Here is a 20,112-nt window from a genome sequence, read left to right on the forward strand (position 1 = left end):
ACATCGGCCTCAGTTACAGTGGGGTTCTTAGCTGCGGTGGGGGTTCCAGGAAACTGTCTGACGTCAGCAGAAGGCCCCCGCCACCGGTTGTGGTGGCAGGGGCCCTCCTGTACGCCTGCGAGGCGTAGAAACGCTTACTTGTTCAGCGGGTTATCCGAACCGGTGCTTGCGTCCTTCAGAGGCTGCTCAGCAGCGCGACGGCCGGACTCCTTTGGCTTCTCGCCAGCCACCTTCTCCTTGACGTCCGATGCCTTGTCCTTAGCGGCATCGACACCAGTCTTAGCGGCGTCCTTAGCCTTGTCAGCGGTAACCTTTGCGGACTCCTTAGCGTCGTCGCTGGCGACCTTGTCCTTGATGTCTGCAGCCTTGTCCTTGGCAGCGTCAACTGCGGTCTTGGCGGCGTCCTTAGCCTTATCCACAGTCGACTCCTTCTCAGCCGCTGGCTTCGAAGCCAAGGTTGGAGCCTTCTCCTTAGGAGCAGGGTTCTTCCATGGATCCTCAACCGGGCGGGATGCCCGCCATGCAGCAACAACAGCCGCACCGATCGCAGCGAAGAGGACGAACAAGAAGAACTTCTTGCCGCCAGACTTCTTCTGCTTCTTACGCTCCTTAGCAGCCGCCTTCTTAGCTGCCTGAGCAGCCTTCTGAGCCTGCTTCTTCAGCTGACGCTTGGACATCTTCTTGCCCTTCTTAGCCTTCTTAGCGGACTTCTCCAGCTCCGCACGGCCGGCATTCGCACCAGCCTGAGCCTGCGCTGCCAGCTCAGTTGCCTTCGTCTTAGCGTTAGTGAAGGTCTCGCTAGCGGACTCCTGCGCACGGGAGGCGAAGTCCTTAGCTGCTGGGACGACGTCGTCCTGAACCTTTTCCATCATGTCTGCTGCCTTCTCCTTCGCGGTGTTCAAACCATCGGCGATAACCGGGGAAACCTGCTCGTAGCCGTGAGCAAGCGCTTCGGTGGCCGCATGGAGCTTGGGAGCAGCCCATTCGCGTACATTTTCGACAGTGCTCGCGATAGCGCCTTCTGCCTTCTTAACTGAACGGTCTTTCATGACTGCTCTCCTGTTTTAGTCGTTCGCCCACAGTCCGTGAGCGTTGTTCTATATCTTCACCCTAGACGGAAAACAAGCCGATGTGTTGGGTTTTGCGGAACTTACACCAACCTGTTCACTCAACGCGTATGAATCGGCAATATAAATGCCGGCACCTCATGGGATGATGGGAAGCATGAGCATTGCAACGCATGAAGCAACTATTCATACAAGCCTGGGCGACGTCGTCCTGAACTTGTTCGGTAACCACGCTCCGCAGACTGTGGAGAACTTCGTTGGCTTGGCCACGGGTGAGAAGGAATGGACCGACCCTGCAACGGGTGAAGCTCGCAAAGGCACCCCGCTGTACAACGGCACCATCTTCCACCGCATCATCAAGGACTTCATGATCCAGGGTGGCGACCCACTTGGTCGCGGCATCGGCGGACCTGGCTACCAGTTCGACGATGAGATCCACCCAGAACTCACGTTCGCTGAGCCATACAAGCTCGCGATGGCCAACGCAGGTAAGCGCATGGGCCGCGGCACCAACGGATCCCAGTTCTTCATCACGACCGTCCCCACCACGTGGCTGCAGGGCAACCACACCATCTTCGGTGAAGTTGTGGATGAGGATTCCAAGGCTGTTGTCGACAAGCTCAACTCTGTCGCAACCGACCCTGCAGACAAGCCGCTCGAGGACGTTGTTATCTCCTCGATCGACATCAAGAAGCTCTAAACCTGAAGCTTGTGCAGGTGCCCCGGTGCTGTCATAGCTCCGGGGCACCTTACTTTAACCGGGCACTCTTACCGAGCTAACGAACGGGTACATCAATGCAAAAACTGTGGGTGCGCGTACCAGGCACCATCATCATCACCGCCGTATTGCTGGTGTTCTACATCGTCCAGCTGGCTGTCGACGATTTCACCGAAGACATGGTCGTCCGTGGCATCTACGTGGTTGAAGAGCCATGGCGACTGCTGAGTTCAGGTGTAGTCCACAGCACAGAAACATTGCCCTCATCGCACTTGTTGAGCAACCTCTTGATGCTCTGGTACATCGGGCTGTTGCTCGAGAGAATCGTTGGAACGGTACGGTTTATCGCGATCTTCGCGGTCGGTGTCGTGGCGGGAAGCGTAGCGACTGTTCTGCTCACTAGCCCTGTCGACGGAGCGTTAGGCGCCTCCGGCGGCATTTTCGCTCTATGCACCGCGCTACTCATGGTTCTACGCAAAGGAGCTAATGCGGCGTTCAGGAGCCTCGCCATCGTTGTGGTCATCATGTTCCTGCAAGGAGTCCTCATGCCAGGCGTTTCGTGGGAAGGCCACCTCGGCGGCGCGATTGCCGGAATCGTGCTGGGCGGCGCCGCACGTTTCCAGCCCTACGTCCTTGAACGTGCCGGTATGGCTTTTCATTCACCAGAAGCTCTGGATCCGGCTGTGACACGGAACCGCATCGCTACCGCTGGTACTCGACGAATCGCGGAAATTGCGATCTACGGGATCTTCCTGACGGCGACCGTGTGGGCTTGCCTGAACTACGCAGCGGGCGTCAAGTGGACTACCGCATCCATGGCTGAGTGGAGCCCAGTAGTGCAGACACAGTAGACGCGTTCGACGCGCAAGCGAGCTTCGCACCACGAAGCGCGAATGGAAGTCCCTCGGCGTACAAGCCGGGGGACTTCTTTTATCCACAGGGGTTCTCCACAGTGTGGACAAGATACATCGATGTGATTCGAATAGGTGGGGAATATTCGAAGATCCGCTGGAGATCCTGTAAAACCAGGGCGGCAGTGGCCCGTTGTTAGAGGCGGGCGAAGATATGTACGAAGAAATCCCCATTTTGATCCACAGTTGTGGATAACTTTGTTCACGGGTGTTGACAGAATCGATGATTTTCGGTGAATTTGCTTCAAGATCCGTTGAACTTATGTTTATCCACATGCGTTCTCCACAGTGTGGAGAACTTACATCGATGTGATTCACATGAGTTCATTTCAGATCTCGACCATCGGCAAACTCCGCCATTTCAGGCAAGTAGCGCTGTTGCTATGGAATCTCTATGAAATAACTTCTGAATCCACATATGTTATCCCCACCTGTGGATAACTTGAGTTCACACGTCCACAGGGAGATCTCGTCCAATACTGCGGACACCGGAGGTCGATACTGTGTTCACAAGAGGATCGTCCTTCTGAAGAACAACGAAGAACAACGTCGAAAGATAGGCAAACACCATGGCATGGGTCGTGCTGGTCGTGTCCGGACTCTTTGAAGCGGTATGGGCAACGGCCCTTGGGAAATCGGAAGGCTTCACCAAACTGTGGCCCTCCGTCATCTTCTTTATCACCGCAGCAATCTCGATGGGCGGACTAGCGTGGGCCATGAAAACTTTGCCCACCGGAACCTCGTACGCGATCTGGGTATCCATCGGGGCGTCGGCGGCCGTTGCCTACGGAATGATCAGCGGCGACGAAAGCTTCAGCATCATCAAAGTGCTACTGCTCATCGGGATGATCGCGTGCGTCATCGGGCTCAAACTCGTCTCCAGCTGACGTGATAAAGCGACAGAGCTCAGAACCTAGGGCGCACAAACAACAGATCGTAAAGTGGAGGGGCGGAGTTCGCATTAACGAACTCCGCCCCTCCAGAAATCTAAAGCGGTGTAGAACCCTATTCTCGCCACCCGAACATCATGATGAAACCCGCCATCGCGATGCCGAAACCAATCAGAATGTTCCAGTTACCGATATTCGGGATCGGCAAACCCACACCAACCATGTGGGCAACATAGAACGTCACGATCCACAGCAAGCCCACGATCATGAGGCCGAACATGATCGCCTTATACACAGGAGAGACCGGCTGGAACTCGTTAGCCTCGCGGCGTTCACGACGGCTAGCTTCCTGCTGCTTCAAAGCAGCGTTGCGTGCAGCAGGGTTGCCAATCTTCTTTGGATTAGAAGATGCGCGCTTGGAAGATTCAGACACGTGTCCTCCTGGACCTGTTCAATACGCCCGTTCAATATGACAGTACGAACAGGTTGTAATATTGGTTATTGTTCCCGGGCTTGGGCTCAACATCACATTCTAACTGTAGATGTTGCAATAAATGCTAACGAGTCCACCCCGGAGCTAATAAATCAGGAGGGCTCGTGACAGCAGAGACAACCGCCCGGCGGCCACGTCAGCGCCGCAGCGTCGGCTCCGTCATCATCGGAGTCATCGCGGAGCTCCTGCTCACAGCGGGCATCTTCATCCTCTTGTTCATCGGTTGGCAACTGTGGTGGACCAACATCGAAGCCGAATCTGTTCAGCAAAACGCGATCACCCAGGTCACCCAAGACTGGGACAAACCTGAAGAAGATAACGGCGAACCAACCCAACCGATCGAAGGCGAAACATGGGGCATCCTCTACATCCCTAAATTCGGCGCGAACTATGCAAAACCTATCGCCGAAGGCATCAGCATGGACGTCCTCAACACCATCGGAGTGGGCCACTATCCACAGACCCAAAAGATCGGCGAAAAGGGCAACGTAGCTTTCGCCGGCCACCGCCAAACCCACGGCCAGGTGTTCTGGGACATGGATAAGCTCACCGACGGCGACACCGCCTACATCCAAACCAAAGACGGCATCTACTCCTATAAGCTGCGCCAGCTCCAATACGTGAGCCCCAACCAATCAGATGTACTGCTCCCAGTACCCGGCCAGCCAGGTGCAGAACCTGAAGACAAACTGATGACGCTCACAACCTGCCACCCACCCTTCAGCATGGCGCAGCGCATCATCTCAACCTTCGAGCAAACCGACTTCGCTAAACGCGGCGAACCGATCCCAGCAGAAATCGAAGAGATCGTCACCAAAACGACGGGAGGCAACGGCTAATGTACGGCTTCATCTTTAGGCTCCTTCCAGGGCCGCTATGGATCCGCGTTATCCAGGCGATCCTCCTCGTCGTGTTCGTAGTCCTCGTCCTCATGAACTACGTCTTCCCGCTACTGAATCCTTACAGCCCATGGCAAGACTCCACTGTTGACGGGACCATCCTCACTCCACTAAGTGGCGCCAAATGACGAGCACCAACGTCCTAGTCATCGATAACTACGATTCGTTCGTCTACACCCTCGTGGGGTATCTTCGTCAGCTCGGCGCGCAAGTGCGGGTCATCCGCAACGACGAATACTCGCTAGAAGAAACCACGCAGCTTGCAACCCAAGCCGATGGGGTGCTCATCTCACCCGGGCCAGGCAACCCAGCAGGGGCCGGCGTCAGTATGGACTTGATCCGCGCCTGCGTCGAGAAGAACATCCCGCTCTACGGGGTCTGCCTCGGTCTGCAATCTCAAGCGGAAGCGCTCGGAGGCGTGGTGAGCCACGCTGAACAGCTCATGCACGGCCGCACCTCGCTCGTGGAACACACCGGTCACCCAATGTTCGAAGGGGTAGCGAACCCGTTTACGGCGACGCGCTACCACTCGCTCGCAGTGCAGGGCGAAACCGTGCCCGAGGAGCTTGAGGTCACCGCGCGCACCCACGACGGCGTCATCATGGGGATCGCACACAAGACCGCACTCGCCTGGTGCGTTCAATTCCATCCCGAATCCGTCCTCACACAAGACGGCTACCGGATGCTCGGAAACTGGCTCGAAGCGCTCGGCCTCACCGGGGCGGCAGAACACGCATCACGGCTCAGCCCCCTCATCAGCAGCCCGCAACACGCATAAACGTGTGAGCAGGTCCTCCAGCCCGGCACACGAACACAAAGAAGTGCGGCGCCCCAAACCTTTGAAGGTCGGGACGCCGCACTTCTTATAACTACCGGCGCTAGCTGCGATACCCGGTGCTAGTCACCCGTCTAGTCATCCGCGCCGATCGTCGACGTCGCAGACGGAGACTCAGAGTCATCCTCCGACGGGCTCTCGCTCGAATCCTCCGATGGGCTCTCGCTCGGCTCAGGCTCTTCAGGGGCCTCCGCCACCGTAATCACCACGATGCTACCCGGAGCCGCCTTTTCGCCCTTACGTGGACGCTGAGAAAGAACCGTACCCTCATCAACGGAATCGTTCTCTTCCTTATTCACCTGAACGTCAAGCTTGTATTCCTTCGACTTCAGCATCTCAACGGCTTCAGATTCATCAAGGCCCGTCACATCAGGAACGCTGACCTCACCCGAAGAAATTGTCAACTGAACCTCGTCGCCAAAGCGCAACTCGCTACCAGGCTTCGGGCTGACCTCAAGCACAGTTCCCTGCGGCTTATCCGGAGAATCCTTCGTCTTCACTTCATCGGCAACAGTGAGCTTCGCCTCTTCCAAAATACGGCGAGCCTCACGCTCATTCTTCCCGATAATGTCTTCAGGGACCTTGACCTTATTGGTGCCCTCAGACACCACCAACGTCACCACGGTCTGCTTCTTAACACTCGTACCAGCCGCCGGATCAGTAGAAATCACATGACCTTCATCGACAGAGTCCGAATGCTCCTCCTTGACCTCATAATTCAGCTCAAGTTCCGTCAGCTTCGACTGAGCCTCCTGAAGCGATAGGTTCTCCAACGCCGGAATGTTGACCGGAGCGTTCCGCTCACGCTCAGCCTTGAGCCACAAGAAGCCCACGACTGCACCAACAATCAAGAGAACAGCGAAAACCGACGACGCGATCCACAACCCCTTGCGGCTACGGTTCTCGCGCTCATCAAAGTCATCATCATCATCGTCGCTCTGCAACGCAATCGCCTGCGTCTGAGCAGCATGAGCGGGTGCAGCTTGAGGAATCTGCGAAGCACCCATAATCGCGGCAGGCGCAACAGCGGCAGGCAACGTCGCCGTCGCAAGCGTATCCGGCGACGGCGGAGTCTCCCCACGCAACACCGCACGCAAGGCGGCAGCGAACTCATCGGCTGTCTGATATCGATCCTCACGGTTCTTCGCCAAAGCAACCCGCAGAACATCGTCCATAGCTGGAGAGACATCCGGGTTGAACTGCTGCACACGCGGAGGATGCTCACTCACATGCTGATAAGCAACAGAAACAGGCGAATCCCCCTGGAACGGAGGGCGGCCAGTCAACAACTCAAACAACAAACAACCGGCCGAATACAGGTCCGAACGCTGATCGACATCATCGCCACGAGCCTGCTCAGGTGAAAGATACTGTGCCGTGCCCACAACCGAATGAGCCTGAGTCATCGTTGCCGCGGAATCCGCGAGCGCCCGAGCAATACCAAAATCCATGACCTTGATAGAGCCCGAATTCGTAACCATCACATTCGCAGGCTTAATGTCACGGTGAACAATCCCCTGCTTATGCGAAGACGACAACGCCGCCAAAACACCCAACGTCGCGTTAACCGCGTCCTTCTGCGACAACGGCCCATGCTTGAGACGTTCCTTGAGCGTATGGCCAGCCACATACTCCATCACAATGAACGGAACCTTGAGGCTCGAATGTTCACCCGGGATACGCACATCCGTGTCGCCCGTATCAAAAACAGACACGATCGTCGGATCATTCAGTCCCGCGACAGCCTTAGCCTCACGGCGGAAACGCGCCTGAAAAATAGCATCCCGCGCCAAATCAGAGCGCAAAATCTTCACGGCCACGTCACGACCCAACAGCACGTCACGGGCCAGCCACACATCAGCCATGCCTCCGCGGCCGATCAAGCGGTCAAGCTCGTAACGGTCATTGAGTGTGTGCTGGCGTGGCTGCGCAACCTGCTCTTCCTCCCGATGTCGGGAGCGGTTCTGCTGTTCGTCCTCAGTCACGAGTCACCTCAGTTATTCTTCGGAGGGTCAGTGGATGGCAACGGTCTGCCCGTCTGCTGCGGGCCACTTCTTGTTGGTTCTTCGCTCGGAGTATCCGACTCTGAAGGCGGAGCCGTGGTCTCCGTTGGTTGCTCAGTCTCGCTCGGCTGCTCAGTTTCGCTCGGGCTCTCAGTCTGCGACGGAGTAGGTCGTTGCGTCGGCGAAGGAGCCGGTTGCGGCGACGTGTAAGAACCGTAATAGATCACGATGCGGGAGCCCTTTTCAAGCTCGCCCGTCGGGTTGATATCTACAACACGGGCCGCATCAGACTCCGACGCAACTCTACGAGGCTCAGCGTCAACATCGAAGCCAAGGCCCTCAAGTTCCGACATGACTTTTTCGTACGGTTCGCCGAGATAGTCAGCCTTCGCGACCGTGACGGTGTCCTTCTCGGATTCCGATTCAGACTCCGACTCAGATTCGGATTCCGTCTCCGAAACAGACTCACTCGGAGACGAGCTCGGATCCGCTGAACCACCAGTCAACTTAGGAATTACAATCGCGCCCGCGACAATCAAAGCGGCAACAAGCAGGCCAATGACCCACCACAGCCACGGCTTCTTGCCTTCGCCATCTTCACCCTGATCATCATCTGGATCTACCGGGCCAGAACCACCGCCAGCCGCACCCGCGGCATAAGCCGGAGAAGCGGACCCCGCTGTCGCAGCAACACTAGTTGCCGGCCCCACAGCAGGCAACTGCGACGTCGTCGGATTCGAATCCTGTGCACCGACAATGGTCGTCGCCGCCGTCGGCGCATCATTCGAGTCACCTGCAGCCTGATCCAAAAGCAGCTTCATACCAGGCACAGCAGCAACCGCATCAGCCACACGGCCCGCACGCAAAGCATCAGCAGCGATAGCCAACTTCGAAGCATTAGCCGGACGATCCAGCGGATCCTTAGCCAACATCGACATGATGAGCGCCTGAACCGGAACATCAACCGTGTCCGGCAGGGCAGGAGGCTTATCGTTCACCTGCGCCAACGCGATCGCGATCTGCGACTCACCCGTGAACGGACGCCGCCCAGCAAGGCACTCATAGCCGATAACACCCAACGAATACAGATCAGACTGACCCGTGGCCTGCTGACCCGTAGCCTGCTCCGGCGCCAGATACTGAGCCGTACCCATGACCTGGCCCGTCGCAGTCAACGGAACCTGATCAGCCAAGCGCGCAATACCGAAATCCGTGATCTTGACCTTGCCCGAAGGCATGATCAACAAGTTGCCCGGCTTCACATCGCGGTGCACCAAACCACGCGCATGCGCAGCCCCCAACGCACGCGCAGTCTGAGCGATCACCGAAAGCGTGAAATCAGAGTTCAAACGGCGCTCACGCTCGATGATGGTCGAAAGCGGCTCCCCAGGAACCAGCTCCATCACCAAATACGCGGAACCATCGGCCTCGCCGTAATCGAAAACGTTAGCGATACCGTCATTATTGAGCAGAGCCGTATGCCGCGCCTCAGCCCGGAAACGCTCCCGGAAACCCGGGTCGCCCATGTACTCCTCTTTGAGGATCTTGATGGCAACAACCCGGCCCAAGACATCGTCTAGAGCTTTCCAAACCTCACCCATACCGCCGATCGCAATGCGGTCAGTGAGCTTATAGCGGCTTCCAAGAACCATTCCAGTCGATGGCCTCATCGCTTCATCACCGCCCTCTCAATCTTGCTCATGATCGTGCTAGACAAGCCAGCGCTTTCTTCATATGAGATGTCTTTGACAACAACCGTGACCGCATATTGAGGGTCATCAGCCGGGAAGAAACCGGTGATCCAGCCGTTGACCTTCCCCGATTCACCGATATCAGCGGTACCCGTCTTCGCGGCCAAATCAACGCCCGGAACACGCGCCCGCGTTGCGGTACCCGACTTCACAGGCTCGCGCATCAGCTTGGTCATATCCTGAGCTACCTCAGAGCTCATGCCGCGGCCATATTCTTCCGCCTTGAAACGCTTCAAAACACGAAGGTCAGGGCTCGTGACCTGCTTGATCAACTGCGGACGCATGATCACCCCGTCATTCGCGATACCCATCGCAACCATGTTCATCTGCAACGCGGTCGTCTGAACATCGAACTGACCGATCGAGGAGTATGCGAGCTGAGCAGGGTCAGGGTTCTCCGGCCACGTCGACGCCGAGGTTGGGGCCAGGCCAAGCCAGTCCGGCTTCTCACCGAAACCAAACCTATCCGTGACTTCCTTCATCTTCTCCGTACCGATCTTCTGAACACCCTGAGCAAACGGGGTGTTACACGACTGGGCCACGATGAACGAAAGCGACGCCTTATTCGGCTGTGAAGAACAAATACCGAGACTGAAGTTCTTCAGCTCCTTCTTTGTTCCAGGAGGTGACCACGACGGCGGATTGTCGTAAGACCCATCGACCTTGAAATCGCCCGTCTCCAAACCAGCGATCAAAGTCAGCAGCTTGAAGGACGAACCAGGAGAAACGCGGTCATACACCGCAGGGTTCCAGTTGACCGACAGCCCCGGAACAGATTCGAGCTTGGCGCGGTTCTTCGAAACCTGATCAGAGTTCTGTACGGACAGGTCGTTCGCGTCGTACGTCGGCTTACTGGCCATCGCAAGGATGCGGCCGTCACGCGGATCCGTAACAACAACCGAGCCCTTTTTGCCGTCCGGAATCGCATCAAAGGCGGCCTTCTGGATGGCAGGATCGATCGTCAATTCGATGTCCGCGCCGCGGTCTTCTTTACCGGTGAAAAGATTCGTCAAGCGATCGAAGAACTGATCATCTGACGTGCCAGACAAGACCGTCTCTTGCGTCGCTTCAAGCTGGGTAGCGCCGTTAGCGAGCGAATAGAAACCCGTCAGGCCGGAGTACAGCTTCGAATCCGTGTAGGTTCGCTTGTACTTGTACGGGCCGTTTTCAGTCCGGATGCTTTGCGCAATCGGTTTGCCACCAACCAAAATCGCGCCGCGCGGCCGGTCATAGTTGGCCATGAGCGGACGCGTATTGAGCGCGTTGTTGTTGAGCTTCTCAGCGCCGATGAACTGTACGTAGGTCGTGCCCATCAGGATCGCCAAGAAAAGGGCTACGACAGCGAGCCATGTGCGGCGAATTGCGGGATTCATGCTGACGTAACACCTCCTGCGGTTGAGCTGGCATCTTCACGTGAGTCCTCGCGGGCATCGAGCGCCGAGGGCTTTTTCGGAGCGGAAAGCTTGCTTGCGAGCAACGAATCATCGTCGCTGCTGAGCAGGCCACCCGTCGATGGGCGGCGAGCGTTATGGCTGATGAGCAACAGCAACGCAGCAAGGACCCAGTTAGCGAGCAGCGAGGAACCACCTGCTGACATGAACGGAGTGGTCAGACCTGTGAGCGGGATGAGGCGCAAAACGCCACCAGTCACGATGAAGAACTGGAATGCCGTAGCGAAAGCCAAACCGGTAGCGAGGAGCTTCCCGAAGCCGTCGCGTGCACCCAAGCCGGCCCGGATCCCGCGGGAAACAAACAAGAAGAACAGCATCACGATCGCGAACAAGCCCACGAGACCCAGCTCTTCACCGAGCGCAGCGTAGATCATGTCTGACTTGGCGACAGGGATGCGTTCTGGAGAGCCAGCGCCTAGGCCGGTTCCCCCAAGCCCACCGTGTGCCATGCCGAACAGACCTTGAACAACCTGATAGCTACCGCCTGGATTGCGGTAGTACAGGTCAGGGTTGAACGCGTCGAGCCAGATATCGAAGCGCGCACGCACGTGACCCATGAACATGTATGCGAAAATGCCGCCGAGTGCCACGAGGCCGCCGCCGATAAGGATCCACGAGATACGGCCGGTAGCCACGTAAATCATGATCATGAACAGGCCGAAGAACATGAGCGCGCTACCGAGGTCGGTTTGCAGGACCATGATGCCCATCGCGATGCACCATGCAATCAGCATCGGCGCCATGTCGCGGAAGCGCGGTAACTGGAGCGAGCCGATTTTTCGGCCCGCCAGCAGGATCAGGTCGCGTTTTGACGCCAAGTAGCTTGCAAAGAAGATCGCGAGGGTAACCTTCGCGAACTCGCCCGGCTGGATCGAGAAAGATCCGATGCGGATCCAGATTCGTGCCCCATAGTCGGCATAGCCGAGGCCGGGGATCATCGGTAGCAACAAGAGCACAACCGAGATCGCGAGCCACAGGTATGTGAACTTGCGAAGCACGCGGTGATCGCGGATGACCCACAAAACAAGCACAGCGGAAGCCATGCCAACACCGGAATATAAAAGCTGAGATTGCGCGGCGGTAGCTAATTCCGGCGGTCCAGCAAGATCCAAGCGGTGGATCATCGCCAGGCCAATACCGTTCAAAGCCACCAGCAACGGCAATATGTATGGATCGGCATATTTAGCCCAGATGCGCAAAGAAATGTTGACGCCCAAGCCGAATACACCCAAGACGGCAACGTGTGGAAGCCACGCTTGATCGTTCCATGAGGCGCCCGCGGTCGACGAAACCAAAAACTCCGCCATCGCAGTGACGCCCAACGCCAAAATAAGCAGGAAGAGCTCGGTGTTACGGCGCGTTGGCTGCTTCTTCACGTGATTCACGGCGACGCTCACTGAATATCACCACGCAACTCATCACACCACTCAGGTACCGCGTGCTCCACGGTTCCGCTGCCACTAGATGACCCCGCAGAACCGTCAGCTCCGCCGCTCTCGGCAGGCGACGGTGCAACCACCGGGCACGACTGCTGGGCCGTGATGCGAACATCGTGCAGAATCTGCTGGGCGTCCTTGCGGGACTGCGTAGCGATACCGTTCTTCAACTGCGTTTGCGTGTATTCAGGCAAGGCCTCGAGCGGAACCTTCGATTCGGTATCCACACTCGACATCTTGATAGGGCCTAAGTCCTGAGAGATGCCCTTAAACATCGCGACCTTGCCCTGGTGGACCCCCACGTAGTACTGGGTTTGAGTCCACGCGTAGCCCAAATAGCCGCCTGTCACGAGGATCAAGATCAAAACCACGAGCGTTGTTGGCAGAACCCATCCGAAGCGACGTTTAGAAGGCTCCTCCTCGAGAGCAGCCAAAGCCAGCTGCCGCTCACGCTCGGAAGAACGATGCTGAAGCAACGCTGCCGCGCGTCGCTCGCCCGAACGCTGCGTCACGATCGGGATCTGTCCAGACTCGGTAGCGAGCTGCGCGGCACCAACCAGCTCGTGCGGGCGGTTCGCCATCTCGTAACGCAACAGTGCCTGGTTCGCGGCGAGGTCACCGCCGCGGGCAACCTCGATCTGGCCCGTGTCAGGCGAAGGCTCATCAGTGCTACTGAACTCTTCAGACGGCGGGGATTCCGCATCGTCAACAATGTCTACAACTACGACGGTGACGTTATCCGGTGAGCCAAGCTCCAGGGTCCGCTCTACGAGGCGGTCCGCGGCTTCCCGCGGGGTCGAGGCAGTCCGGACGATCTCTTCGGTTTCCTCCTCGGAAACCACAGCGTTCACGCCGTCAGAGCACAGCATCCAGCGTTCCCCGGCAGTTGCTGGGATGACCGCCATATCGAGTTCAGGGGACGCGTCAGAGTCTCCCAGAACACGCATGATCACGTTGCGGTGCGGGTGAACTTTCGCTTCGTCTTCGGTGATGCGGCCTTCAGAAAGTAGCTTCTCAACGAACGTGTGGTCCTTGGTGATCTGTTCCCACGTGTCGTTGCGCAGGCGGTACGCCCGCGAGTCGCCGATGTGGGCGAGGTGGAGCTTGGAATCGTTCAGCAGGATCGCGCTCACGGTGGTGCCCATGCCGGAAAGCTTGGGGTTTTGTTCAACGAGTTCGTTGAGGATGATGTTGGCCGACTGGATCTCGTCGGCGAGGATCGTGTCTGGATCCTCGACATCGGCGCGGTCCAAATGAACAAGGTCTAGGACCGTCGATGCGGAGGCGACGTCGCCTCCGACGTGCCCGCCCATGCCGTCAGCGACCACGGCGAAGTGACGCCCCGCGTACCCGGAGTCGTCATTCTTGCGGCGCACACACCCCACGTCGGAGTGGGCGGCGAAGTCGAAATACAGAGCCATTATGGGCGCAACTCCATCACGGTTTTACCGATGCGGATACGCTGGCCGATTTCGACCGGCTGGGCCCGGGTCAGCTGCATCTCGTCTACGTAGGTTCCGTTGGTTGAGCCGAGGTCTTCGAGGAACCAGCGGGTTCCTTGCGGGAATAGGCGTGCGTGGCGGGAGGACGCGTAGTCGTCTGCGAGCACGAGGCTTGCTTCTTGGGCGCGACCCAGCAGGATTGGGCTCGCCGCTAGACGCACTGAGGTTCCGACGCCGGGGCCGTCGACAACCACGAGGGCGTGCGCGATCTGGCGTGGCGGCGACGATGGTGTGGCGGGCATTCCGGGGGCGGGGCCGGAAGACCCTGCTGCGGCGCCTGCTTGCTGTATGCGTGTGCGCTTTCCTACCCCGAGGTCTCGGCGCATCGACATCACGATGATGAGGACCAAGATCCACAGGAAAACAATGAAAGCTAGACGCAACAGCGTCACTACCAAGGGGACCATGAGGTTAGCTCATTCCTTCGGGGGCGTTTTGCCAAGAGAAGGTCAGGCGGGCGTGACCGATCGCGATGATCGTGCCGTCGAGCAACTCTTCTTCACCTTGAATACGGGTTCCGTTGACGTAGGTTCCGTTGGTGGAACCGAGGTCGCGGACGAACATGCGGTCGCCACGGCGGATGATTTCGGCGTGGCGGCGGGAGGCGCCTTGGTCGTTGATGTGCAGACCGGCGTCACCTGCGCGCCCCATGACGACGGTGTCGGCGCTCAACGCGTAACGGTTGCCGTCGAGCTCGATGACGGGGGTCCGGTTGGTGTTGGGCCGGATGTGCTGCGTGCTTGCTTGTTGTTCCGCGGAGGTGAGGTGTGGCCGTGCAGCTGGGCGGGGCCGCGGCGTGGTTGGCGCTTTGGTGCCGCCGAGGGACGCGTCGACTTCGATTTTGGTTGGTCGAAGGGACTCATCTTTGCGGAACGTCACGGTGACGGCGTCGCGGAGCGAATAGTCTTGGCGCTGCGCGTGTTCGAGTGCGACGTCAGCGAGTTCTTGCGCGAGTGCGGTGCCCCATTCGCGTGCTTGGGCGAACGCGTCTGTGCCGAGCCGGACCGTGAAGGAGTGCGGCGCAACGGTGCGGCCTTCGGAGATGGAGAAAGATTCGTCATCCATCGTGTTGCGGATCAGGTTGGCGATCTCTACGGGTTTGATGGTCCCGTTGGAGTTCCCGCGGAAGGCGCGTGAAACGAGTCGTTCTAGTCCTTTTTCGAATCCTCTGACAATTCCCACAACGAACCTCCTCTCCATCTGTTTACTGTCACGCTCGCGGTGCACGAGGCGTTGCGGTGCGTCCTACTTCTACCGTACTTCCTGTTTTCGGGCACGGCAGTTGTTGGCCACATCGTTCTCCGATCTTACCTAAACCACGTGTTTAGAGTTGAAAAACCGTGAAATCCTTGCGGTTTTCCTGGCTTCTGCGTTCGATGCCGGGGTTGCGTCAGCCGTTGCGAGCAGGTGAGTAGCGGGCTCAATTATGAAATTCCGGCTTCCTCAGTTAGGCTTTTCTCTGTTGTCTTCACGTATCTGATGCATTCGGGTTCAACGTGAGGGGAACAAACACTACGCGCGAGTGGCGGAATTGGTAGACGCGCTGGCTTCAGGTGCCAGTGCCCGCAAGGGCGTGGGGGTTCAAGTCCCCCCTCGCGCACGATTGTGAGCGGTGTTGTAGCGCAGACCGAATAGGTTCTGGTTACAACACCGCTCTTTTTGTTTCTGCAGCTTGCCCGGCTCCTTGAATAGCCTTGTGCTTTCTGTTCAGCCGCGTACTTCGGCAGTGTTCCGACCCGTCTGTGTCCGCTGCCTTCCGCTAGTTCATGCTTCACGATTGCCTTTCTAGCGCCGACTACGAGCACACTTCATTTGCAACTACGTGTAGCCGAACATTATATTTAGACGCGCACAACATGGTGGGTTTCGGGCAGGGCGCATCAGTCAGTCCACATGGGTCACACATCGCGCCCATAATCACTGAAAATGGAAGGTTGCTTCTCTTGAAGATCGTCAAGAAACTCCTCGCGGGGATTGCAGTCGCCGCGACTGCGGCATTTGGTCTCACCGCGTGTTCCGACTCCGGCCCTGCCGTGAGCGGTGAGGGCAAGCCGCTTAAGGTTTACGCGACCACCGGGTACCTCGCCGACGCTGTTGAGAACATCGCGCCCAATGCCGAGGTCACGACCATGGTCGGCCCCGGCGGCGACCCGCACACCTACCAGCCGTCAACCAAGGACATCGAGACCATCCAGAAATCAGACCTGGTGTTCTGGAACGGCCTACATCTGGAAGCACAGATGACTGACCTGCTCACGAGCCTCGGCGACAAGCAGGTAGCCGTGGGGGAGAACCTCCCAAAGAACCTCCTGCTGGATTGGCCTGAAAAAGATGACAAGGGCAACGCGCTCCACGACCCACACGTGTGGAACAGCCCTGAAGCGTGGTCGCTCGTCGTAAAAAATGTTGCCGACAAGTTCGCTGAAGTGGACCCGGATAACGCAGAAAAATACAAAGCCAACGCTGAGGGCTACGTCAAAGAGATCGATGCGGCGGTAGATGAGTCACGCGATCTTCTGGCTGACGGGAAGATCAAGCCACGCATCCTCGTCACGGGTCATGACGCGTTCAACTACTTTGGTAAGACATTCGACCTCGATGTGCACGCAACCGACTTCGTCTCAACCGAAGCGAAGCTCAGCGCCGCTGAACTTTCAAAGCTCGCTCAGTTCATTGCTGACAACAAGGTTCCGGTCATCTTCCAGGACAATCAGGCCAACCCTCAAGCAATCACAAGCCTCAAGGAAGCTGTACGAGCTCGCGGCTGGCATGTTGAGGTGTCCAAGGAAGAGCTCTTCGCAGACTCCTTGGGTGCCGAGGCCCCGATGGACACCTACATCGGCGCCCTCAAACACAACGCTCGCGCGGTAGCTGAAGCATTGAAAACCTCAGGAGAATAGCCGTGACAGATCTCGTCGCTCCCGCGTGCAGTACCCACAGCCTCTCGGTTGCTTACGATGCGGTGCCCGTTCTGCGCAACGTGGACTTCACGGTGCCGCAAGGAGTTGTTATGGGCATCGTTGGGCCAAACGGTGCAGGGAAATCGACCCTCATCAAAGCGATGCTTGGCCTCGTGAAACCGCTGACGGGAACCTCCGAGTTTTTCGGACAGCCGCTTTCGCGTGCGCGGAAACGAGTCGGGTACATGCCACAAACCACGAGTGTGGACTGGGACTTCCCAACCACGGTGCTCGATGTGGTCACGATGGGAACGTACGGATCGCTCGGTTGGATTCGTCGGCCGGGAAAGAAGGAACGAGCCCGCGCGGTCGCTGCCCTCGAACAGACCGGGATCGCTGATCTTGCTTCGCGGCAGATCGGTGAACTTTCCGGTGGGCAGCGCCAGCGGGTGTTCCTCGCCCGCACACTGGTGCAAGCTCCGGACCTGTATTTCATGGACGAACCGTTCCAAGGCATCGATGCGAAAAGCCAGCAAGCTATCGTCTCGGTCCTGCACACGCTCCGGAAGCAAGGCAAAACGGTCGTGATCGTGCACCACGACCTCGCAACCGTGCGCGAATACTGCGACCACGTGACCCTGCTGAACCGCCGCATCATCGCCTCCGGGCCGGCAGAACAGGCGTTCACGCGGGAGAACATCCGCGTCGCCTACGAGGTCACGGCAACAGACGATGCGTTCCTGGAGTTCACATCGTGAGCCTCATAGAATTCTTCAGCAACCACACCTACCGGATGGTGTTTTTCGGAACCATGACCATCGGGCTCGTAGCCGGTGCGCTCGGATCCTTCGCCTACCTGCGTAAACAGTCGCTCATCAGCGATGTGATCTCGCACGCCGCGCTGCCAGGTACGCTGCTCGCGTTCCTCACCGCAGTCGGTGTGCTGGGCACCGATGGACGCAACATGATCGGGCTGATCCTGGGCGCGGTCATCGTCGGAACCATCGCCGTGCTGTTCGCCAACGGCATCAGCCTCACCTCCAAAATCCGCATCGACACCGCGATGGCCATCTCGCTCACCGTGTTTTTCGGCGGCGGGATGCTACTCATGCGCATCATCGCCAATGGCGCCTACCCAGGCAAAGGCGGCATCCAGGACTACCTGTTCGGCAACGCGTCAGTGATCACCGTTGCGGACCTCGCAACCAGCATCACCATCGGGGTGATCGTTGTGGCACTCATGCTGGTGTTCTGGAAAGAGTTCACACTGCGGAGCTTCGACCCGGACCACTCCACGGTGCTCGGGTTCAGGGCGCGCACGATCGACACGCTCATGTTCGTGACTATCGTCATCGCGACCGTCATCGGTGTGAAGGCTGTCGGGCTCGTCCTCATGGTCGCATTCGTGGTGACCCCGCCAGCGGCCGCCAGACAATGGACACGCACACTGCCAAGCATGGTCGCTTTGTCCGCCGTAATTGGCGGCGTCGGCAGTGGAGTGGGAGCCTACCTGTCGATCGTGCTCGGGAAAGTGCCAACCGGCCCGCTCATCGTGCTCACACTGTTCGCGATCTTCCTGGTTTCGCTTCTGTTCGCGCCGCGCCGCAGCATCATCACCCGGGCCGTATCGCGCGCCCGTGCCCGCGCACACCTCAAACGCGAACTCTTGCACGAAGGGAACCTGCATGAAGGGAGCCGGCCGTGAGTTTCGTTGTTGGCACAATGCTGCTCGCCGTAGTGACCGCGCTGGCGTGCGCCCTTCCCGGCGTCTTTGTTGTCTTGAGGCGCAACTCGATGCTCGTGGACGCCATCAGCCACGCGATTTTCCCCGGGATCATCTTCGGCTACTTCCTCACCCGTAACTTCAACTCACCGCTACTGATCCTCGCCGCTGCGCTCGCCGGGCTGGTTGTGGTGCTCGGAAGCGAATGGCTTGCCCGCACAGGCTTGCTGACCGGCGACGCCCCGCAAGGTCTCATCTTCCCCGCTCTGTTCAGTGCCGGCGTGATCCTGGTGACGCTTGAATTCGCGAACATCCACCTCGATACCCACGCGGTCCTTGCAGGCGACCTCAACATCGCGGCCTGGCAGCCGCTCATCATCGCAGGAACACATCTCGGCCCTGCATATCTGTACGTGATGCTCGGTGTGCTTCTCATCAACGTCGTGTTCCTTACGCTGTTCTATTCGAAGCTCAAGGTCACGACGTTCGACCCCGAGTTCGCAACGAGCCTCGGCATCCGCTCGAGGCTCCTGAACACCGCGTTCATGTTCCTCGTCTCCGTCACCATCACCGCCGCGTTCAACGCGGCTGGCGCGATCCTGGTGATCGCCCTCGTCGTGGTGCCGCCAGCGACCGCCTACCTGCTCACCACCCGCTTACCGGTCATGATTGCACTCACCGCGCTCATCGCCATCGGGGGAGCGCTCGCCGGGTTCTGGGTCGCGTATGTGCTCAACGCTGCGACCAGCGCAGGGATGTCGCTGTTCTATGGGCTGGTGTTTGCGGCGGTGCTCGTTGTTACGAGGCTTCTACCCAGACAGCGTCAGAAGCGGCACGCCCTAGCATGAGGGGCTCGGTCTGCCCTTGAACGAGGATTTCAACTGTCTCGGAGTATGGCGCACTAGGGTGCGCTTCGAGGAGTGTTCCGAAACGGATGCCGTTTTCTGCGAGGAACTGCAACAGTTGTGGATCGTCGTCGGAGATCCGCTCAACCCGCGCCTTTGACCCCGGCTCGAGTTCCGTAAGGGGGATTGCGTCCGGGAGGGTGATGTCGCCGTCTGCGGTAGGGATCGGGTCGCCGTGCGGGTCACGCCTTGGGTGGCCCAGTAGCTCATCGAGCCGTTCGATCATGAAATCTGACACCGCGTGCTCGAGCGTTTCTGCTTCGTCGTGCACTTGATCCCACCGGTAACCTAGGGTTTCGAGCAGGAAGGTTTCGATCAGCCGATGCCGGCGCACCATTGCAATCGCGTGCTCGCGTCCGGTTTTTGTGAGGGTCACTTCGCCGTAAGGCGCGTGGTCAAGTAGACCCTGGGCGGTGAGCTTACGGACGGCATCGGACACGGAAGAGAGCCTGAGCCCCAGCCGGTCTGACATGAGTTTGGGTGTTACCGGGGCGTCTGACCATTCACCGAGGTACCAGACCACCTTCAAATAGTCCTGGGTGCTCGCGGACAATTCAGAAACGGACATATCGTAAGTCTAGCCTTCAACGGGCAGTTCAACCCCTACTCTTTAAGCGTCTGGTGACGG

20 protein-coding genes and 1 tRNA gene are annotated in these 20,112 nt (G+C 58.3%); 11 read left to right on the forward strand and 10 right to left on the reverse strand.

Going from position 1 to position 20,112, the window contains the following annotated elements:
- Positions 1-134 precede the first annotated feature (134 nt).
- A complete protein-coding gene (locus JOD50_RS04445) occupies positions 135-1,049 on the reverse strand; it encodes a hypothetical protein (RefSeq protein WP_204880569.1) in 915 nt (304 codons plus the stop codon).
- Between the two features lie 175 nt (positions 1,050-1,224).
- Between JOD50_RS04445 and JOD50_RS04450 the strand changes: the two genes are divergently transcribed.
- The 3 genes from JOD50_RS04450 (at position 1,225) to JOD50_RS04460 (ending at position 3,583) form a co-directional block, all read left to right on the forward strand.
- Positions 1,225-1,767 carry a peptidylprolyl isomerase gene (locus tag JOD50_RS04450; RefSeq protein WP_101630473.1) on the forward strand — a complete coding sequence of 181 codons (543 nt, stop codon included), beginning with the start codon at positions 1,225-1,227 and terminating at the stop codon, positions 1,765-1,767.
- 95 nt (positions 1,768-1,862) lie between these two features.
- Entirely contained in the window at positions 1,863-2,636 is a 774-nt protein-coding gene (locus tag JOD50_RS04455) for a rhomboid family intramembrane serine protease (protein WP_204880570.1), read from the forward strand.
- A 629-nt stretch (positions 2,637-3,265) separates the two neighbouring features.
- Positions 3,266-3,583, forward strand: coding sequence for a DMT family transporter (locus JOD50_RS04460; protein WP_204880571.1), 318 nt, complete (start codon positions 3,266-3,268; stop codon positions 3,581-3,583).
- A 118-nt stretch (positions 3,584-3,701) separates the two neighbouring features.
- Here JOD50_RS04460 and JOD50_RS04465 read toward each other — a convergent pair whose 3' ends face one another.
- Positions 3,702-4,019 (reverse strand): cell division protein CrgA, encoded by a 318-nt coding sequence (locus JOD50_RS04465; protein WP_233430915.1) that lies wholly within the window; start codon positions 4,017-4,019, stop codon positions 3,702-3,704.
- Between the two features lie 164 nt (positions 4,020-4,183).
- Between JOD50_RS04465 and JOD50_RS04470 the strand changes: the two genes are divergently transcribed.
- Genes JOD50_RS04470 through JOD50_RS04480 form a run of 3 tightly spaced genes read left to right on the forward strand, consistent with a single transcriptional unit; the run spans position 4,184 to position 5,756 of the window.
- Positions 4,184-4,918 (forward strand): class E sortase, encoded by a 735-nt coding sequence (locus JOD50_RS04470; RefSeq protein WP_204880572.1) that lies wholly within the window; start codon positions 4,184-4,186, stop codon positions 4,916-4,918.
- Positions 4,918-5,106: a hypothetical protein gene (locus JOD50_RS04475; RefSeq protein ID WP_109303484.1), complete on the forward strand. Its 189-nt coding sequence runs from the start codon at positions 4,918-4,920 to the stop codon at positions 5,104-5,106. Before JOD50_RS04470 ends, JOD50_RS04475 begins: the two co-directional genes overlap by 1 nt.
- Positions 5,103-5,756, forward strand: a complete 654-nt coding sequence (locus tag JOD50_RS04480) for an anthranilate synthase component II (RefSeq protein WP_204880573.1) — start codon at positions 5,103-5,105, stop codon at positions 5,754-5,756. Before JOD50_RS04475 ends, JOD50_RS04480 begins: the two co-directional genes overlap by 4 nt.
- Positions 5,757-5,887: 131 nt before the next feature.
- Here JOD50_RS04480 and pknB read toward each other — a convergent pair whose 3' ends face one another.
- From pknB to JOD50_RS04515, 7 genes are read right to left on the reverse strand one after another with little or no spacing between them, the layout of a single operon-like run.
- Positions 5,888-7,798 (reverse strand): Stk1 family PASTA domain-containing Ser/Thr kinase, encoded by a 1,911-nt coding sequence (gene pknB, locus JOD50_RS04485; RefSeq protein ID WP_204880574.1) that lies wholly within the window; start codon positions 7,796-7,798, stop codon positions 5,888-5,890.
- Positions 7,799-7,806: 8 nt separating this feature from the next.
- On the reverse strand, positions 7,807-9,486 hold the full coding sequence (locus JOD50_RS04490) for a protein kinase domain-containing protein (protein WP_204880575.1): 1,680 nt from the start codon (positions 9,484-9,486) through the stop codon (positions 7,807-7,809).
- The gene (locus JOD50_RS04495; protein WP_204880576.1) at positions 9,483-10,940 is read right to left on the reverse strand and encodes a penicillin-binding transpeptidase domain-containing protein; all 1,458 of its coding nucleotides are present in this window, start codon (positions 10,938-10,940) and stop codon (positions 9,483-9,485) included. The genes JOD50_RS04490 and JOD50_RS04495 overlap by 4 nt, the downstream gene beginning before the upstream one ends.
- Positions 10,937-12,415, reverse strand: a complete 1,479-nt coding sequence (locus tag JOD50_RS04500; RefSeq protein WP_338052012.1) for an FtsW/RodA/SpoVE family cell cycle protein — start codon at positions 12,413-12,415, stop codon at positions 10,937-10,939. The genes JOD50_RS04495 and JOD50_RS04500 overlap by 4 nt, the downstream gene beginning before the upstream one ends.
- Positions 12,412-13,875 (reverse strand): PP2C family protein-serine/threonine phosphatase, encoded by a 1,464-nt coding sequence (locus tag JOD50_RS04505; protein WP_204880577.1) that lies wholly within the window; start codon positions 13,873-13,875, stop codon positions 12,412-12,414. Before JOD50_RS04505 ends, JOD50_RS04500 begins: the two co-directional genes overlap by 4 nt.
- Complete coding sequence (locus tag JOD50_RS04510) at positions 13,875-14,363, reverse strand: FHA domain-containing protein FhaB/FipA (RefSeq protein WP_204880578.1); 489 nt, start codon at positions 14,361-14,363, stop codon at positions 13,875-13,877. Before JOD50_RS04510 ends, JOD50_RS04505 begins: the two co-directional genes overlap by 1 nt.
- Positions 14,364-14,367: 4 nt before the next feature.
- Positions 14,368-15,138, reverse strand: a complete 771-nt coding sequence (locus JOD50_RS04515; RefSeq protein WP_180754752.1) for an FhaA domain-containing protein — start codon at positions 15,136-15,138, stop codon at positions 14,368-14,370.
- A gap of 334 nt (positions 15,139-15,472) precedes the next feature.
- Here JOD50_RS04515 and JOD50_RS04520 point away from each other — a divergent pair.
- The 5 genes from JOD50_RS04520 to JOD50_RS04540 all read left to right on the forward strand — a co-directional run bounded on the left by JOD50_RS04520 (position 15,473) and on the right by JOD50_RS04540 (position 19,427).
- Positions 15,473-15,556 (forward strand) — tRNA-Leu (locus JOD50_RS04520).
- 343 nt (positions 15,557-15,899) lie between these two features.
- The gene (locus tag JOD50_RS04525) at positions 15,900-16,856 is read left to right on the forward strand and encodes a metal ABC transporter substrate-binding protein (protein WP_233430960.1); all 957 of its coding nucleotides are present in this window, start codon (positions 15,900-15,902) and stop codon (positions 16,854-16,856) included.
- A 2-nt stretch (positions 16,857-16,858) separates the two neighbouring features.
- On the forward strand, positions 16,859-17,614 hold the full coding sequence (locus tag JOD50_RS04530; protein ID WP_338052013.1) for a metal ABC transporter ATP-binding protein: 756 nt from the start codon (positions 16,859-16,861) through the stop codon (positions 17,612-17,614).
- Positions 17,611-18,561, forward strand: a complete 951-nt coding sequence (locus JOD50_RS04535; RefSeq protein ID WP_101630792.1) for a metal ABC transporter permease — start codon at positions 17,611-17,613, stop codon at positions 18,559-18,561. Before JOD50_RS04530 ends, JOD50_RS04535 begins: the two co-directional genes overlap by 4 nt.
- A complete protein-coding gene (locus JOD50_RS04540) occupies positions 18,558-19,427 on the forward strand; it encodes a metal ABC transporter permease (RefSeq protein WP_204880580.1) in 870 nt (289 codons plus the stop codon). The genes JOD50_RS04535 and JOD50_RS04540 overlap by 4 nt, the downstream gene beginning before the upstream one ends.
- Here JOD50_RS04540 and JOD50_RS04545 read toward each other — a convergent pair.
- Positions 19,378-20,052, reverse strand: coding sequence for a metal-dependent transcriptional regulator (locus tag JOD50_RS04545; protein ID WP_204880581.1), 675 nt, complete (start codon positions 20,050-20,052; stop codon positions 19,378-19,380). The genes JOD50_RS04540 and JOD50_RS04545 overlap by 50 nt on opposite strands.
- Between the last annotated feature and the right edge of the window lie 60 nt (positions 20,053-20,112).

This window comes from Pseudoglutamicibacter cumminsii (assembly GCF_016907775.1).
Taxonomy (GTDB): Bacteria; Actinomycetota; Actinomycetes; order Actinomycetales; family Micrococcaceae; genus Pseudoglutamicibacter; species Pseudoglutamicibacter cumminsii.

Coding starts and splice junctions, on each gene's coding strand:
- JOD50_RS04545 (WP_204880581.1), bottom strand. CDS start 20,052: ATGTCCGTTTCTGAATTGTCCGCGAGCACCCAGGACTATTTGAAGGTG.
- JOD50_RS04495 (WP_204880576.1), bottom strand. CDS start 10,940: ATGAATCCCGCAATTCGCCGCACATGGCTCGCTGTCGTAGCCCTTTTC.
- JOD50_RS04445 (WP_204880569.1), bottom strand. CDS start 1,049: ATGAAAGACCGTTCAGTTAAGAAGGCAGAAGGCGCTATCGCGAGCACT.
- JOD50_RS04455 (WP_204880570.1), top strand. CDS start 1,863: ATGCAAAAACTGTGGGTGCGCGTACCAGGCACCATCATCATCACCGCC.
- JOD50_RS04460 (WP_204880571.1), top strand. CDS start 3,266: ATGGCATGGGTCGTGCTGGTCGTGTCCGGACTCTTTGAAGCGGTATGG.
- JOD50_RS04490 (WP_204880575.1), bottom strand. CDS start 9,486: ATGAGGCCATCGACTGGAATGGTTCTTGGAAGCCGCTATAAGCTCACT.
- JOD50_RS04480 (WP_204880573.1), top strand. CDS start 5,103: ATGACGAGCACCAACGTCCTAGTCATCGATAACTACGATTCGTTCGTC.
- JOD50_RS04475 (WP_109303484.1), top strand. CDS start 4,918: ATGTACGGCTTCATCTTTAGGCTCCTTCCAGGGCCGCTATGGATCCGC.
- JOD50_RS04505 (WP_204880577.1), bottom strand. CDS start 13,875: ATGGCTCTGTATTTCGACTTCGCCGCCCACTCCGACGTGGGGTGTGTG.
- JOD50_RS04450 (WP_101630473.1), top strand. CDS start 1,225: ATGAGCATTGCAACGCATGAAGCAACTATTCATACAAGCCTGGGCGAC.
- JOD50_RS04510 (WP_204880578.1), bottom strand. CDS start 14,363: ATGGTCCCCTTGGTAGTGACGCTGTTGCGTCTAGCTTTCATTGTTTTC.